We start from the raw sequence: 15,637 nt of genomic DNA on the forward strand, positions 1-15,637 counted from the left end.
GGGAATAGCCACCCGATTTCCGGAAACGTCTGTGCAGCCTATTTCGGCCGCGAGACGAGCTCAATCATGCGGCCTTCGTCCTCATCGGGCATTGCCGCCTTCGCTTGCGCGTAGGCCTCGACCGCAGCGCGGGCAACCAGCGGTTTGCCGGCGAGCAGGCTTTCGGCGAGCTTCACCGCATAGGCGGCATCCTTGTGCCGCAGCGCCGCCGTGAAGGTCGCGCCGGCAAAGTCGCGCGCGACCATGCGTTTTGAGTGACGCAGCACCTGCGGGCTTGCGGCGACGCCACCCTGGATCGCTTCCAGCACGAGCTTCATGTCGAGCCCGGCCTGCTCGGCAATCGCAAGCCCCTCGGCGAGGCCCGCGATCTGGATCGCGCCCATGAGGTTGTTGATGAGCTTGTAGACCGTGCCGGAGCCGACCGCGCCGAAATGGCGGATGGTCGAGCCGATCGGCTCGAGATAGGGCCGCGCGCGTTCGAGATCGGCGGCGTCGGCGCCGACCAGCAGCGTCAGCTTTCCCGCCGCCGCGGCATCCGGCAATCCCGTCACGGGGCAATCGATGTAGATGAGACCACGCGCGTTCAGCTCGCGGCCGAGCTCGCGTGCGTGATCGTAGGAGACGGTGGAGCACTCGATCGCGATGGTGCCGGCCTTCGCGGTCTTCGCCGCGCCTGACGGCCCGAGCCAGACCGCGCGCGAGGCCTCGTCGTCGGCGACCATGGTGACGACGGCGTCGGCGTCGATCGCGGCGTCCTCGGGCGAGGTCGCCCAACGCGCGCCGCGCGCAATCAAATCCTCCGCCTTCGCCTTGCTGCGATTCCAGATCGCAACGGTGTGGCCGGCATCGAGATAACGGCCGGCCATGCCATGGCCCATCCGTCCAAGCCCGATGAAGGCAACGCGCGCCATGATTAGTCCACGTCCTCGATGTCGGCACCGGCGGTGCCAAAAGCGCGCTGCGCCAGCGTTGCCGCCATGAACTCGTCGAGATCGCCGCCGAGGACGCCCGAGGTATCGGAGGTCTGCACCCCCGTGCGAAGGTCCTTCACCATCTGGTAGGGCTGCAGCACGTAGGAGCGGATCTGATGGCCCCAGCCGATATCGGTCTTGGCGGCCTGGTCGGCAGCGGCCTTCTCCTCGCGCTTCTTCAGCTCGATCTCATAGAGCCGCGCGCGCAACATGTCCCAGGCCTGCGCCCGGTTCTTGTGCTGGGAGCGGCCGGCCTGGCAGACCACCGCAACTCCGGTCGGGATATGAGTGAGACGTACCGCCGACTCGGTCTTGTTGACGTGCTGGCCGCCGGCGCCGCCCGAGCGCATGGTGTCGGTGCGGACGTCGGATTCCTTGATGTCGATCTTGATGCTGTCGTCGATGACGGGGAAGACCTGCACGCTCGAGAACGAGGTGTGGCGCCGCGCATTGGAGTCGAACGGCGAGATGCGCACCAGGCGATGCACACCGGCTTCGGTCTTCAGCCAGCCATAGGCGTTGTGACCGGAGATCTGGATGGTTGCCGATTTGATGCCGGCCTCTTCGCCTTCGGACTCTTCGAGGTATTCGACCTTGAAGCCGTGCGTCTCGGCCCAGCGCGTGTACATGCGCAAGAGCATCTGTGCCCAGTCCTGGCTCTCGGTGCCGCCGGCGCCGGCATGAACTTCGAGATAGGAATCGAAACGGTCGGCCTCGCCCGAGAGCAGCGCTTCGAGCTCGCGCCGCGCGACCTCCTTCTTGAGGTTCTTCAGCGCGGTCTCGGCCTCAGTGACGACGCCCTCGTCGCCCTCGGCCTCGCCGAGTTCGATCATGCCGATATTGTCCTCGAGCTCCTGCTCGACCTTGCCGATGCCGCCAAGCGAATCCTCCAGCGAGGTTCGCTCCTGCATCAGCTTCTGGGCCTTCTGGGGATCGTTCCAGAGGTTGGGATCTTCTGCGAGCTTGTTCAGCTCAGCGAGGCGCGCCGTCGATTTCTCGACGTCAAAGATGCCTCCTCAGCAGCCCGACTGACTGCTTGATCTCTTCTACCAACCGTTCGATTTCGGCGCGCATATCGTTCTCTGATCTCGCGGATTCCCGCGTTCGATTGAGATGGGGATGTAACGGCGGTCGCGCCAAAGCGCAACCGGCCGTGTCACGTCAGACTGTCGGCGTCAGTACAATCCGCCGGTGCCGGGACGCATGAAGAAGCCGGAATCCGGCGGGGCCTGCTGCGGCGGCCGTCCGTCGGCGTCGGCCACGCCAATGACCGAGTAGTTGTCCGGCGGCGCCGTGCCGGGCTTGAACGCTTCGAGGATGGTGCCGCCGGTCTCGCCGGGACCGGCGCGCATGCCGGTCTTGGAAACGACGCGGATCAGCTTGATGCCGGCCGGCACCTTGAACGGAACAGCCTGCTTGTCGGCGAGCGCGAGCTTCAGGAAGTCGCGCACGATGGGCGCCGCGAGATGGCCACCGGTCGCGGCATTGCCCCGTCCCAGCGGACGCGGCTTGTCAAAACCCATATAGACGCCAACCGCGATGTCGGGCGAGTAGCCGACGAACCAGGCATCCTTGGCCTCGTTGGTGGTGCCGGTCTTGCCGGCGATGGGCTTGCCGACTTCCTTGATAACGGTGGCCGTACCCGCCTGGACCACGCCTTCCAGCAGCTCGGTGATCTGATAGGCGGTCATGGCGTCGAGCACCTGCTCGCGCCGGTCGATCAGTTGCGGCTCGGCCTGGTTCTTCCAGCCACCCGGCGCGTCGCAGCCACGGCATTCGCGCTGGTCGTGCTTGAAGATGGTGTGACCGTAGCGGTCCTGGATGCGGTCGATCAGCGTCGGCTTCACGCGGCGACCGCCATTGGCGATCATCGAATAGGCCGTGACCATCCGCATTACCGTGGTCTCACCGGCGCCTAGAGAATAGGACAGGTAGTTGGGCAGCTCGTCATAGACGCCGAAGCGCCTGGCATATTCGCCGATCAGGGGCATGCCGATGTCCTGGGCGAGCCGCACTGTCACCGTGTTGCGCGATAGCCGCAGCGCATTACGCAAGGTCATCGGACCATTGTACTTGCCGGCATCGAAGTTTTCCGGCCGCCAGACGCCGGCGCCCTGCCCCTGGTCGATTTCGATCGGCGCGTCGACCACGACGGTCGACGGCGTGTAGCCGTTGTCGAGCGCCGCCGAATAGACGATCGGCTTGAACGACGATCCGGGCTGACGATAGGCTTGGGTGGCGCGGTTGAACTGGCTCTGGTCGAAGGAGAAGCCGCCGACCATGGCAAGCACGCGGCCGGTCCAGGGGTCCATCACCACCATCGCGCCGGACACTTCGGGAATCTGGCGCAGACGGTACTGGCCTTCGACCGGATTGCCGTCCTTGTAGAGCGGATCGGCGTAGATCACGTCACCGGCCTGGAGCACCTGAGCAACCGACGATGGCTGCCGGCCCTTTGCGTTGCCCGCGGTCGATCGCGCCCATTTCACGCCGTCGATGGAGATCAGCCCGGTCTCGCGCTGCTTGCTGACCGCGCCGCCGAGTTCGCGGCCCGGCTGGAAGCCGATACGCGCCGACTGGTCGCTGGTCTCGAGCACGACCGCCATCCGCCACGGCGAGATGTCGGAGAGCGATTTGACGTCGGCGAGCTTCACGCCCCAGTCGCCGGAGATGTCGAGCTTGCTGACGGCGCCGCGATAGCCCTGCTGCTCGTCGTAATTGACGAGGCCGGTCACCATGGTCTTGCGCGCCATCACCTGGATCTTCGGATCGAGCGTGGTGCGGACCGACAGGCCGCCCTCATAAAGCTTCTTCTCGCCATAGCGCTCGAAGATGTCGCGGCGGACTTCTTCCGCGAAATATTCACCGGCGAAGGTGTGGGCGCCATTGCCGCGGCCGGCGACGACGAGCTGTTCCTTGCGCGCCTTGTCGGCGTCGGCCTGCTTGATCCAGCCGTTCTCGACCAGGCGGTCGATCACGTAGTTGCGGCGCTCGATGGCACGGTCGCGGTTGCGGACCGGATGCAGCGTCGCCGGCATCTTCGGCAGCGACGCCAGATAGGCGGCCTCCGAGATGGTGAGCTCGTTCACCGACTTGTCGAAATAAACCAGCGATGCAGCCGCGATGCCGTAGGCGCCGAGGCCGAGATAGATCTCGTTCAGATACAGCTCGAGGATCTTGTCCTTGGAATAGGTGCGCTCGATGCGCATCGCCAGCAAGGCTTCCTTGATCTTGCGGGCGAACGAGACCTCGTTGGTCAGGAGGAAGTTCTTGGCAACCTGCTGGGTGATGGTCGACGCACCCTGCGGACGGCGGTTGGAGCCGTAGTTCTGAATATAGGCGACGCCGGCGCGCGCCATGCCGGTGTAGTCGATGCCGCCGTGCTCGTAGAAGTTCTTGTCTTCGGCTGCGAGGAAGGCATTGATCACGAGTTTTGGCACGGCCTGGATCGGCAGATAGAGCCGCCGCTCCTTGGCGTATTCGCCGACCAGCGAACCATCGACCGCGTGCACGCGGGTCATCACGGGCGGCTCGTAATCCTGAAGCTGAGAGTAGTCCGGCAAGTCCTTGGAGAAATGCCAGATCAGGCCTGCAACGGCGCCGACACCGACCAGGAAGACGACTGTTCCCGCGGCAAAGAGGAAACCGAAAAACCGCACCAGCAAGCGCATTATCTGTCTATCCGTCCCAACCCTTGAATAACCTTTGGCGCCGGCAAAAGGCGCTTTCCTCAAGAAGCCAAGCCTTCTTCCTGAACAAGCCTTCTTCCTCAAGAAACCAAGTTTTCGGCCTACAAGCCTACGTCATAAGCATAACTGGGCGCCGAGCCCTAACACGCTTGCGCGGGGATCTCACCGATTCCGGGTCCCCTCATCCCGTTTTTATAAGGCGCCCGCTGTGGCCAAACTAGGGCTTTGGGCGGGTCGCCAAGCTCCCTTTTCAGTTGCCGGGACCGACCGTGGCCAGCCGCTTGGCCAGAAACGCGTCGATCGCCTGCGCCATCGAGGCGACCGTCTTGGAGCGCCAGCTCTCCGAGACGAGATGCTCCAGATCGCTCTTGTTCGAGACGTAGCCGAGTTCCACCAGAACGGACGGCACATCGGGCGCCTTCAGCACCCGAAAACCGGCCGACTTGAGGGGATGCTTGTGCATCCGCACGGTGGTCTTCATCTCGCCCATCAAAAGGCGGGCAAAGCGGTTTGAAAAGGTGCGGGTTTCCCGCTGCGCCAGGTCGATCAGGATATCGGCGACCTCGACAGGCTCATCCGTGAGGTTGACGCCGCCGATCGCGTCCGCCCGGTTCTCAGCGTCCGCCAGCCGCTCGGCCTCGGCGTCGGACGCCTTGTCCGATAGCGTGTAGATCGTGGCGCCCTGGGCATCGCCTTCCGAGCGCCGCAGGGCGTCGGCGTGGATCGAGACGAACAGCGCGGCATTGAGACCGCGAGCGACCTTCACCCGGTCGTTCAGCGGGATGAAGGTGTCGTCGTCGCGGGTCATCACGACCTTGTACTTGCCGTTCTTCTCCAGCCGGTCCCGCAGTGCCAGGCCAAAGGCGAGCACCAGATTCTTCTCGCTCTCGCCGCTCGACTGCGTGCCGTTATCCAGACCACCATGGCCGGGATCGATGACCACCACGGGCCGCGAGTCAGCCGGCGCTGCAGGCTTCTGTTGTTGGGAGGGCTCGGGTTTTGCCGCCACCGCAGCCGGCGGCGCGTCCGTGGTCGCGGGCCGCAAGGCCGCGCGGCCTTCGGGGGCCAGCGACTGGGCGAAGGCGGCGCGATCCACCTCTTCGAGTTCCAGTACCAGCCGCGCCGGCTGCCCGTTGGCCGCTTCGAGCACATAGGACTTGGCGATCTTCGAGGGCCCGGTCAGGTCCACCACGATTCGCGAGCCGCCGGGCATCACCAGACCGTAGCGGAATGCCTTCACCAGGCCCCGCCCGCTGGCACCGACCCCGGTGGGGAGCTGGAAGTTGATCTGGGGAATGTCGACCACCACCCGGTAGGGATCCCCTAGTGTGAAGGCACGGAAGGTGATGGTCTGGTCGAGATCGAGGATGAAGCGGGTCTGCTTGGCATCGCCGGCCAGCCTGGCACCCGTGGCGACCGGGAAATTCGACGCCGCAACAGCAGCTTGCGGCGCGCTTTCGGCGGCATTCAGCGAGCTCGAATCGGCGCACGGCAATACCGCGGCGCTCAGCAGCGCGCACCCCAGCAAAAGACGTTGATTTGCGCGGCTCGCCACCGATTCCGTGCCTCCGAGCAGCCCTTTTATCGCAATAGAACCACAGGGTTAACCCGTCCTTAACAATCGACCACCAAATCTCGGCGAGTGTGACCGCCAAGCGACGCTCCCTTGCACGAAGGTCGCATTCCACGTATGTACGAGGTGCTGACGGCCAATATTTCCGGTTGTGTCGCAATCAGCCTCCCGGTGCAGCGCCGGAGCTCTCAAGGTTTGAGAATTCCAGCGTTTTCCGTCTTCCTTCAAGGCCAGCGCGGCGCGCGGCAGCGAGGATTGGATGGGTTCCAGCGTCGGCGGCGACGGTCCCAGGTTACCACTCAAGGTCCGGGGACGGTTTTGACAGGCGGCGCAGCCCCTAACCCCCAGTCCCGAGCTTGGGGCCGGTTTGTTGATCCTCAGGCGAGCGCTCTGGCGCCACAGCTTGGTGCCGCACTTGGCCAGCAGCGACTAATTAAGGGGCGGCTCCCTCGCCGCCCAAGTTTTCATACGGGCCGACGCTTGATGCGCCAGACTGTGCCGACGAAATCTGAAGGACAATTCGCGACGCTGCGGAGCGACATCTCCACGCGTCGTATTGCGCCTTCGGCTTCACGTTCGGAGCGGCGCGAGCGAGGGCGTTTTGGCCTTCCCCTCACCCCCGAATCAGGTGGACCGTCGCGTCACCCGGCGGCGCGATACGCGCCCACGGTGAACCGCGCCCGCCGCCGCCAAGAGTCAAGACATGCCCAACAAGATGTTGATCGATGCCACCCACCCGGAAGAGACCCGGGTCGTCGTGGTCCGCGGCAATCGCGTCGAAGAGTTTGATTTCGAGACCGCGCAACGCAAGCAACTGCGCGGCAATATCTACCTCGCCAAGGTCACACGGGTCGAACCGTCCCTCCAGGCCGCCTTCGTCGAGTATGGCGGCAATCGCCACGGCTTCCTCGCCTTCAGCGAAATCCATCCCGACTACTACCAGATCCCGGTCGCCGACCGGCAGGCGCTGATCGAGGCCGAAGAGCAGGCCCATCGCGAGGCCGAGGAGGAGAACGAGAACCGGTCCCACAACCGTCGCCGCTCGCGTCACCGCAACGCGCGCCGCCGCGGCCACGGCGATCGCGTCCGCAGCGACATCGTCGAAGGGCTCGAGGCCGGCGCTGATCCTGCCGCACAGCCGGTCGAAGGCGAATTGCCGGCGGACACCGCTGTCCAGGACGGTGCGCATCAGCACGCCGATGCCGAGCATCACGAATTCGCGGCCCATGATCACGACGACCATGGCCCCGATCATCACGAACATGATCATGATCATGATCATCACGACCATCACGAGGACCACGACCACGCCGTCGAGCCGCAGGCGGCCGAGGCCGTTTCGGTTGCGGAAACCGAGCCCGCGCCCCAGCGCACGGAGGACGCCGCGAGCGAGGTAGCTGCCGCTCAGCCGCAGGACACCGCCTCGGAAGCGTCCGCGGACGAGGCACACGCCGACGCGCTGGCCGAAGCCGTCACCGCTGCTGTCGAGCCGACAGATGCCGTCTACGCCGCCGACCACGACGGCGAAGCCCCGCAATTGGAATCGACCGAAGCCGAGACGGAAGCGGACGGCGAGGACGATGACGACGGCGAAGAGGCCGAAGAGGAAGAAGTCGTCGAGTCAGTCGGCGGCGACGACGTGCTCGAGGAGGTGCCGGAGCGCACCTTCCGGCCGCGCCGCCAGTACAAGATCCAGGAAGTCATCAAGCGCCGCCAGGTGATGCTGGTGCAGGTCGTCAAGGAAGAGCGTGGCAACAAGGGCGCGGCGCTCACGACCTATCTGTCGCTCGCCGGCCGCTACGCCGTCTTGATGCCCAACACCGCGCGCGGCGGCGGCATCAGCCGCAAGATCACGTCAGCCCAGGACCGTTCGCGGCTGAAGGAAGTGGTGCAGGATCTCGACGTGCCCGAGGGCATGGGCATCATCCTGCGCACGGCCGGCGCCTCCCGCACCAAGCCGGAGATCAAGCGCGACTTCGAATATCTGATCCGGATGTGGGAGACGGTGCGCGACCTGACGCTGAAGTCGCAGGCCCCGACCCTCGTCTACGAGGAAGGCTCGCTGATCAAACGCTCGCTGCGCGACCTCTACAACAAGGAGATCGACGAGATTCAGGTGGCGGGCGAAGCCGGCTACCGCGAAGCGCGCGACTTCATGAAGATGCTGATGCCCGCCAATGTCAGCGCGGTGAGGCAGTATCGCGACGGCCAGCCGCTGTTCTCGCGGATGGGCGTCGAAAGCCAGCTCGATGCGATGTTCTCGCCGACCGTGCAATTGCGCTCCGGCGGCTATGTCGTGATCAACCAGACCGAGGCGCTGGTCTCGATCGACGTCAACTCCGGACGCTCGACGCGCGAGCACCATATCGAGGACACTGCGCTCAAGACCAATCTGGAGGCCGCCGAAGAGGTCGCCCGCCAGCTCCGCCTGCGCGACCTCGCCGGCCTCATCGTCATCGACTTCATCGACATGGACGAGAAGCGCAACAACCGTGCGGTCGAGCGCAAGCTGTCCGACTGCCTGCGGCAGGACCGCGCCCGCATTCAGGTCGGCCGCATCTCGCATTTCGGCCTCTTGGAGATGTCGCGCCAGCGCATCCGCGCCAGCGTGCTGGAATCGTCGACCGATCCCTGCCCGCATTGCGGCGGCACCGGCCATGTCCGCTCCGTCTCCTCGGTGGCGCTGCAGCTCCTGCGCGGCCTGGAAGAGATCTTGATGAAGGGCGCGACGCACAATCTCGTCGTCCGCACCCGCACCGACGTCGCGCTGTACGTGCTGAACCACAAGCGCGGCCATCTGCGTGACCTCGAGAACAGCTTCAAGGTCACGCTATCCATCATCGCCGATCCCAGCGTCAGCGGACCGCAGGCCTACCTTATCGACCGCGGCGAGCAGGTCCACACGCTGGAAGCCGCCAAGGCGCTGCTGGCGGCGCAGGCGGCTGCGAGCCCGCCGCCCTTGCCCGAAGAGGCCTATGACGACGAGGAGTTCGATTCCGAACTCGAATCCGAGGTCGAGTCCGATGAGACCGAAGGTCTCGCCGACGAGCAGGCCGCGGGCGAAGCGGCCCCCGAGCAGGATGGTCAGCGCCGCAAGCGCCGTCGCCGCCGTCGCGGCCGCGGTGGTCCGCGTGATGGCGAGCTGCGCGAGGATGCGGTCCCCGCGGTTCCCGAGGCGGCCTTGTCCGCGGCTGAAACCGACGAGGACGGCGAGTCCGAGCAGGACGGCGAGGAATCCGAGGACCAGGCCAATCTCGCGCGCGGCGAGCAGCAGGGCGGTGGCGAACGCCGTCGCCGGCGTGGACGCCGGGGCGGACGCCGCCGGCGCGGCGGACCGGATGAAGGGCTTGCCGGCTCGATCTCCGACGAGTTGACCGCCAATGCACCGCCCGAGGCGACCGACGCGGTTGCGGATTTCGACGGTTTTGAGCCGCAGGCTTCGCCTTCGATTGCGCAGACCGAGACGATCGCCGAGGTGACCGTTCAACCGCCGCCCGTTGAGCCGGAGCCGGCCCCGTCCGAACCGGTCGCGGAGGCCGCGACGGAAGAAGCTTCGTCCGAGAATGACAAGGCTGCCCGTCGCCGGTCCACGGTGCGCGAGAAGGTGAGCTTCATGACGAGCAGCCAGGCCGAGCCCGGCGCGCCCGTCACGCAGGCACCGACGCAGGTCGAGCCGCCTGTCGCCCCTGCCCCGGCCGTGGAGACTCCCGAACCGCCGGCGCAGCCGCGTCGCGCCGGCTGGTGGTCGCGCCGCTTCGGCGGCGGCGAATAGGCCAAGCAAGCAATGCCAAACCGCCCGGCCCCGCCGGGCGGTTTTTGATTTGGAAGGTCGTCGGCAATGAAGAGCGTCATCGTCCTCGGCGGCGGCATGGTGGGGGTATCAGCGGCGCTGCACCTTCAACGCAGCGGCTGGTCGGTCACGCTGGTCGACCGCAAGGAGCCCGGCCAGGAAACCAGCTACGGCAATGCCGGCATCGTCCAGAGCGAAGCGGTCCGTCCCTATCCGATGCCGCGCGATCTCGGCACGCTGTTACGCATCGCGATGGGCCGCACCAATGACGTGCGTTATCGTCTCGCCTCGCTCTCCCAGCATATCGAACCCTTGCTGCGCTATTGGTGGCACTCCGCGCCGCAGCGCCATCGCGAAGCCACCGCCGCCTGGGCGCGGCTGATTGCCTACGCCACGCCCGAGCACGACGTGCTGATCCGCGAGGCGCATGCCGACAATCTCGTCCGCCGCGCCGGCTATCGCCTGCTGCATCGCGATCCCGCGGCGTTCGAGCTTGCGATCAAGGCCGCGGAGGAGAACCAGCGCGACTACGGCGTCCAATTCCGCGTGCTTGATGGCCGCGAGCTCGCCAAGGCCGAACCGCTGCTGCGCGACGACCTGCCCGGTGCCATCCACTGGCTCGAGCCATGGACGGTGTCGGATCCCGGCGGCCTGGTCGCGGCCTATGCGCGCCTGTTCCAGCGTCTCGGCGGCAAGCTATTACGCGGCGACGCGCAGACGCTGAGCCAGACGTCGTCAGGCTGGTCGGTCGACACGGATGAAGGGCCGATCGACGCGGAAGCCGCCGTGGTTTCGCTCGGCCCCTGGTCGCCCGATCTCTTGCAAAAGTTCGGCTACCGCGTGCCGCTGGTGCGCAAGCGCGGCTATCACATGCATTATCAGGGCGGCACCTCGCTCGACCTTCCCCTGGTCGACACCGCGCTCGGCTATGCCATGGCGCCGATGGCCAAGGGCATCCGCATCACCACGGGCGCGGAGCTGACGAGCCCGGACGCACCGGCGACGCCGATCCAGCTCGGCCACGCAGAAGCCGCCGCGCGAACATTGCTCGATCTCGGAACGCGCGTCGAGCCCGAGCCATGGTTCGGCACGCGGCCCTGCACGCCGGACATGTTGCCGGTACTCGGACCCGCGCCGCGTCACCGCGGTCTCTGGCTCGACTTCGGTCACGGCCACCAGGGCTTTACGCTCGGACCCGCGACCGGCCGCCTGCTCGCCGAGATGATGAATGGTGGGGCCACCTCGATCGATCCCAAGCCCTATCGGGTGGATCGGTTCTAGGCGTTGATCCTCGCGCGAATCTGAGCGGCCAGGAAAGTAAAGTAGAAACGGCCGGTCGACGATGTCGACCGGCCCTGCTCTCTCCAGTTGCGATGGCGGCGGATCAATCCGTCGTCAGCGCCGTCTCCATGTCGGTCGGGTCGACCTGCTTGGCGAGGTTGGCGGTGAGCTTGTCGCGGTCGAGCTCGCCCTCCCACCAGGCGACGATCACGCAGGCGACGCCGTTGCCGCAGAGATTGGTCAGCGCGCGGCATTCGCTCATGAACTTGTCGATGCCGAGCACGATCGCCATGCCCGGCACGAGCCGCGGATCGACCACCGCAAGCGTTGCCGCGAGCGTGATGAAGCCCGCGCCCGTGATGCCGGAGGCGCCCTTCGAGGTCAGCATCGCCACGACCAGGATGGTCAATTGCTGGCTGAAGGTGAGATCGACGCCGAGCGCCTGCGCGATGAACAACGTCGCCAGCGTCATGTAGATGTTGGTGCCGTCGAGATTGAACGAATAGCCCGTGGGCACCACGAGGCCGACCACCGACTTCGAGCAACCGAGCCGCTCGAGCTTCTCCATCAAGGACGGCAGCGCGCTTTCCGAGGACGAGGTGCCGAGCACGATCAAGAGTTCGTCCTTGATGTAGGCGAGGAACTTGAAGATCGAGAAGCCTGCCATCCGCGCGATGGTGCCGAGCACGACGAACACGAACAGCGCCGCGGTGACATAGAACGTTGCGATCAGCCCGATCAGGTTGAGGATTGCGCCGGTGCCGAACTTGCCGATGGTGTAGGCCATCGCACCGAAGGCGCCGATCGGGGCGGCACGCATCACGATGGAGATGACGCCGAACACCGCATGCGCGGCGTCGTCGATGAACGAGCGGATGGTGTGTCCGCGCTCGCCGAGGCTCATGATGGCGAAGCCGAACAGCACCGAGAACAGCAGCACCTGGAGGATTTCGCCCTGCGCAAACGCGCCGACCACGGTGTCGGGAATGATGTGCAGGATGAAGTCGACCGACTTCTGCCCTTCCGCCTGCTTGGCGTAATTGGCAACGGCCTGCGCGTTCGCCGCAGCACTGCCGAATCCGGAGCCCGGTTTGACGAGATTGCCGACGACGAGCCCGATGAGGAGAGCGAAAGTGGAGACGACCTCGAAATAGACGAGAGCCTTGACGCCGATGCGCCCGACTTTCTTGGCATCCTGAATATGCGCAATACCGGATACCACGGTGCAGAAGATGATCGGCGCGATCACCATCTTGATCAGCTTGATGAAGCCGTCGCCCATCGCCTTGATCCACTCGTTGGTGGCAAGGGTCGGCCACAGCCAGCCGACGATGGCGCCGAGGACGATGGCGATCAGAACCTGAACGTAGAGAACCTTGTACCAGGGCTTTGCCGCAGTCTCTCGCACTGCAGGCGCTCCGGTTGCGATCGCTTCAGCCATGAAGTTGTTCCTCCCCGTGAACGGCGTTTGTCCCTTGTGCTCACCCAAATTCCATTAGGCGGACAGAGTCAATGCCGGCTGCGGCTTGAAGTGGGCCTGCAGTTAGATTGACAGCGCTAACGCAGCCAGCGGGCGATGCGCTCGACCGCCTCGCGCATCTCCTCGGCCGAGCGGGCGTAGGAGAAACGGATGAACGAGCGGCCGTGAACGGGGTCGAAATCGATGCCCGGAGTCGCCGCGACATGAGCCTTCTCCAGCATCTCCTGAGCGAATGCGAAGCTGTCGGAGGTGAAGTCGGAGACGTCGGCATAGAGGTAGAATGCGCCGTCGGCCGGCAGGAACCTGGTCAGCCCGGCCTTCGGCAAACCCTCGATCAGGATGCGGCGGTTCTCCTGGTAGCCGTGCTTGATCTCCTCCATCTCGGCCGCGCCCTCGAAGGCGGCTTCGGCCGCGATCTGCGACAGCGCCGGCACCGAGATCGACAGGTTCTGCTGCAACCGCTCGATCGGCCGGACCAAAATCTCCGGCACCACCATCCAGCCGACGCGCCAGCCCGTCATGCAAAAATATTTCGAGAAGGAGTTGATGACGAGCGCCTGCTCCGACAGCGCGGCTGCCGTAACGGCCGGGAACGCATAGTCGAGGCCGTGATAGATCTCGTCCGAGATGAAGCGGATGCCGGCGCCTTCCGCCGCTGCGATCAAGCTCGACAGCGCCTCTTTCGACATCATCGTGCCGGTAGGATTGGCGGGGCTGCCGACCAGCACACCCTTCAGCGGCGTTTTGCGATGGGCGGCGAGCAAGGCTTCGCCGGTCAGCGCATGGCGGGTCTCGTTCGTGGTCTCGATCAGCACCGGCTCGCAGCCGAGCGCGGTGAGGATGTGGCGATACGGCGGATAGCCGGGCACCGTGACCGCGACCCGGTCGCCGGGCTCGAACATCGACAGGAAGGCGAGAATGAATCCGCCGGAGGAACCGGTGGTGACGACCACCCTGTCGGGGCTCACCGTGCAGCCATAGGCATCGCGGTAATGGCGGGCGATACGCTCGCGCAGACTGGGGATGCCGAGCGCGGAGGTGTAGTCGATCCGCCCGGCGTCGAGCGCCGCGTGCGCGGCCGCAATCGCCGTCCTCGGGGCCGAGGCTGCCGGCTGTCCCACCTCCATGTGGATGACATGGCCGCCGGCCGCCTCGATTCGCGCCGCGGCCGCCATCACGTCCATCACCATGAACGGGGGAACATCGCTGCGGCGGGACGGCTCCAGCCATTGTCCCAGCCGGTTTCTCAAGGTCGCCTCAACCATCAATATCTGCTATTTCGCTCTCCGCCGGCCCCCTCCGGGACCGGGAACCGAGGCCAATGCGCCCCAGACTGGCCGCATTGTGCGGCTCATTAGGGCATATCCCGTATCCGGTCCGCCGCCAATCGCCAAAACCAAACACGAAACTGCATTTCAAGACCGATCGATGTTGCTTCAGCTCGTTTCGCGCAAGACGGCCTCCGCCCTGACCGCCCTGGTAACGGCGGTGAGCCTCGTGCTGTCGCCGCTGCCTGCGGCGCGGGCGCAGCAGGCCAAGGGACCGCCCGTCCTGCGCGATACCGAGACCGAGCAATTGCTGCGCGAATATACGCGCCCGATCCTGCGCGCTGCGGGGATGGAGAAGCAGAACATCCAGATGGTCATCCTCAACGACAGCTCGTTCAACGCGTTTGTCGCTGACGGCCGCCGCATCTTCGTCAATTACGGCGCGATCATGCAATCGGAGACCCCGAACCAGTTGATCGGCGTGCTCGCGCACGAGACCGGGCATCTGGCCGGCGGCCATCTCGCCAAGCTGCGCGAGCAGCTCGCCAGCGCGCAGACCCAGATGATCATCGCCATGCTGCTCGGCGCCGGCGCGATGGTTGCGGGCGCCCGCAGCGGCAACCCGAACAACGGCCTTGCCAATGCCGGTGCTGCGGCAGTCGCCGGCCCCCAGGAGATGATCCGCCGCTCGCTGCTGTCCTACCAGCGCCAGCAGGAAGAGAATGCCGACCGCGCCGGCGTGAAGTTTCTCAACGCCACTGGCCAGTCGCCGCGCGGCATGTACGAGACCTTCAAGCGCTTCACCGGCGAAAGCCTGTTTGCCGCCCGCGGCGCCGACCCCTATCTGCAGTCGCATCCGATGCCCGCCGAGCGCGTCGAGGCGCTGGCGCAATTCGCCCGTTCGAGCCCCTATTGGGACAAGAAGGACGATCCGGCGCTGCAAATGCGCCACGACATGGCGCGCGCCAAGATCTCGGCCTTCATGGAGCGACCCGAAACCGTCTACCGCCGCTATCCCCAGTCCAATGACGGCGTGCCGGCGCGTTATGCCCGCGCCATCAGCACCTATCTGCACGGCGATCTGCGCAGCGCGCTGACGCAGATCGACGCGCTGATCCAGCTCCAGCCGAACAACCCGTACTTCTACGAGGTGCGCGGTCAGGCGCTGTTGGAAAGCGGCAAGCCCGCGGAAGCCATCCCCCCGCTGCAAAAGGCGGTTCACCTCTCCGGCAACGCGCCGCTCATCGAGATGTTACTTGGGCAGGCGCTGGTCGGAACCGATAATAAGGCCTACACGGACGAGGCCATCCGGATTCTCCGTGCGGCAGTCGCACGCGAGCCGGAGGCGCCGATCGGTTACACGCAGCTCGCGATGGCCTATGGCCGCAAGGGCGACTATGCGGAGGCGGACCTCGCCTCGGCGCAGGCCGCTTATCTACGCGGCGACAACAAGACCGCGCGCGAGCTTGCCACCCGCGCAAAGACCCGCTTCGCCGTTGGGACACCCGGATGGGTCAAGGCTGACGACATCGTGACGGCGAAGTCGCCGCGCGGTAACTAGACTTAAACTGAACATCACTACGTC

General features: G+C 65.6%; 9 protein-coding genes. 3 read left to right on the plus strand and 6 right to left on the minus strand.

All coding sequences use genetic code 11. The features are described from left to right. Positions 1 to 38 precede the first annotated feature (38 nt). From KUF59_RS23880 to KUF59_RS23895, 4 genes are all read right to left on the minus strand, one after another. Complete coding sequence (locus tag KUF59_RS23880) at positions 39 to 911, minus strand: NAD(P)-dependent oxidoreductase (protein WP_212459785.1); 873 nt, start codon at positions 909 to 911, stop codon at positions 39 to 41. Positions 912 to 913: 2 nt separating this feature from the next. Beyond that, positions 914 to 2,045 (minus strand): peptide chain release factor 2 gene (gene prfB, locus KUF59_RS23885; protein ID WP_212459784.1). Its coding sequence is split into 2 segments (ribosomal slippage): positions 914 to 1,975 and positions 1,977 to 2,045, totalling 1,131 coding nucleotides; the frame shifts between segments, so codons are not numbered across the junction. Between the two features lie 101 nt (positions 2,046 to 2,146). Beyond that, on the minus strand, positions 2,147 to 4,642 hold the full coding sequence (locus tag KUF59_RS23890; RefSeq protein ID WP_212459783.1) for a penicillin-binding protein 1A: 2,496 nt from the start codon (positions 4,640 to 4,642) through the stop codon (positions 2,147 to 2,149). A 268-nt stretch (positions 4,643 to 4,910) separates the two neighbouring features. Then, positions 4,911 to 6,215: an N-acetylmuramoyl-L-alanine amidase gene (locus tag KUF59_RS23895; RefSeq protein ID WP_212459782.1), complete on the minus strand. Its 1,305-nt coding sequence runs from the start codon at positions 6,213 to 6,215 to the stop codon at positions 4,911 to 4,913. Between the two features lie 721 nt (positions 6,216 to 6,936). Between KUF59_RS23895 and KUF59_RS23900 the strand changes: the two genes are divergently transcribed. Further along, positions 6,937 to 10,005 carry an Rne/Rng family ribonuclease gene (locus KUF59_RS23900; RefSeq protein WP_212459781.1) on the plus strand — a complete coding sequence of 1,023 codons (3,069 nt, stop codon included), beginning with the start codon at positions 6,937 to 6,939 and terminating at the stop codon, positions 10,003 to 10,005. A gap of 66 nt (positions 10,006 to 10,071) precedes the next feature. Continuing rightward, entirely contained in the window at positions 10,072 to 11,304 is a 1,233-nt protein-coding gene (locus KUF59_RS23905; protein WP_212459780.1) for an NAD(P)/FAD-dependent oxidoreductase, read from the plus strand. Positions 11,305 to 11,407: 103 nt separating this feature from the next. On the opposite strand, the gene KUF59_RS23910 is transcribed toward KUF59_RS23905, so the two are convergent. Continuing rightward, on the minus strand, positions 11,408 to 12,745 hold the full coding sequence (locus KUF59_RS23910) for a dicarboxylate/amino acid:cation symporter (RefSeq protein ID WP_212459779.1): 1,338 nt from the start codon (positions 12,743 to 12,745) through the stop codon (positions 11,408 to 11,410). Positions 12,746 to 12,861: 116 nt separating this feature from the next. Beyond that, positions 12,862 to 14,049, minus strand: coding sequence for a pyridoxal phosphate-dependent aminotransferase (locus KUF59_RS23915; protein ID WP_212459778.1), 1,188 nt, complete (start codon positions 14,047 to 14,049; stop codon positions 12,862 to 12,864). Positions 14,050 to 14,212: 163 nt separating this feature from the next. Between KUF59_RS23915 and KUF59_RS23920 the strand changes: the two genes are divergently transcribed. Then, entirely contained in the window at positions 14,213 to 15,613 is a 1,401-nt protein-coding gene (locus KUF59_RS23920; RefSeq protein ID WP_212459777.1) for a M48 family metalloprotease, read from the plus strand. Positions 15,614 to 15,637 lie beyond the last annotated feature (24 nt).

The organism is Bradyrhizobium arachidis (assembly GCF_024758505.1).
Lineage (GTDB): Bacteria > Pseudomonadota > Alphaproteobacteria > Rhizobiales > Xanthobacteraceae > Bradyrhizobium > Bradyrhizobium manausense_C.

Coding starts and splice junctions, on each gene's coding strand:
- KUF59_RS23880 (WP_212459785.1), bottom strand. CDS start 911: ATGGCGCGCGTTGCCTTCATCGGGCTTGGACGGATGGGCCATGGCATG.
- KUF59_RS23890 (WP_212459783.1), bottom strand. CDS start 4,642: ATGCGCTTGCTGGTGCGGTTTTTCGGTTTCCTCTTTGCCGCGGGAACA.
- KUF59_RS23900 (WP_212459781.1), top strand. CDS start 6,937: ATGCCCAACAAGATGTTGATCGATGCCACCCACCCGGAAGAGACCCGG.
- KUF59_RS23905 (WP_212459780.1), top strand. CDS start 10,072: ATGAAGAGCGTCATCGTCCTCGGCGGCGGCATGGTGGGGGTATCAGCG.
- KUF59_RS23910 (WP_212459779.1), bottom strand. CDS start 12,745: ATGGCTGAAGCGATCGCAACCGGAGCGCCTGCAGTGCGAGAGACTGCG.
- KUF59_RS23915 (WP_212459778.1), bottom strand. CDS start 14,049: ATGGTTGAGGCGACCTTGAGAAACCGGCTGGGACAATGGCTGGAGCCG.
- KUF59_RS23920 (WP_212459777.1), top strand. CDS start 14,213: ATGTTGCTTCAGCTCGTTTCGCGCAAGACGGCCTCCGCCCTGACCGCC.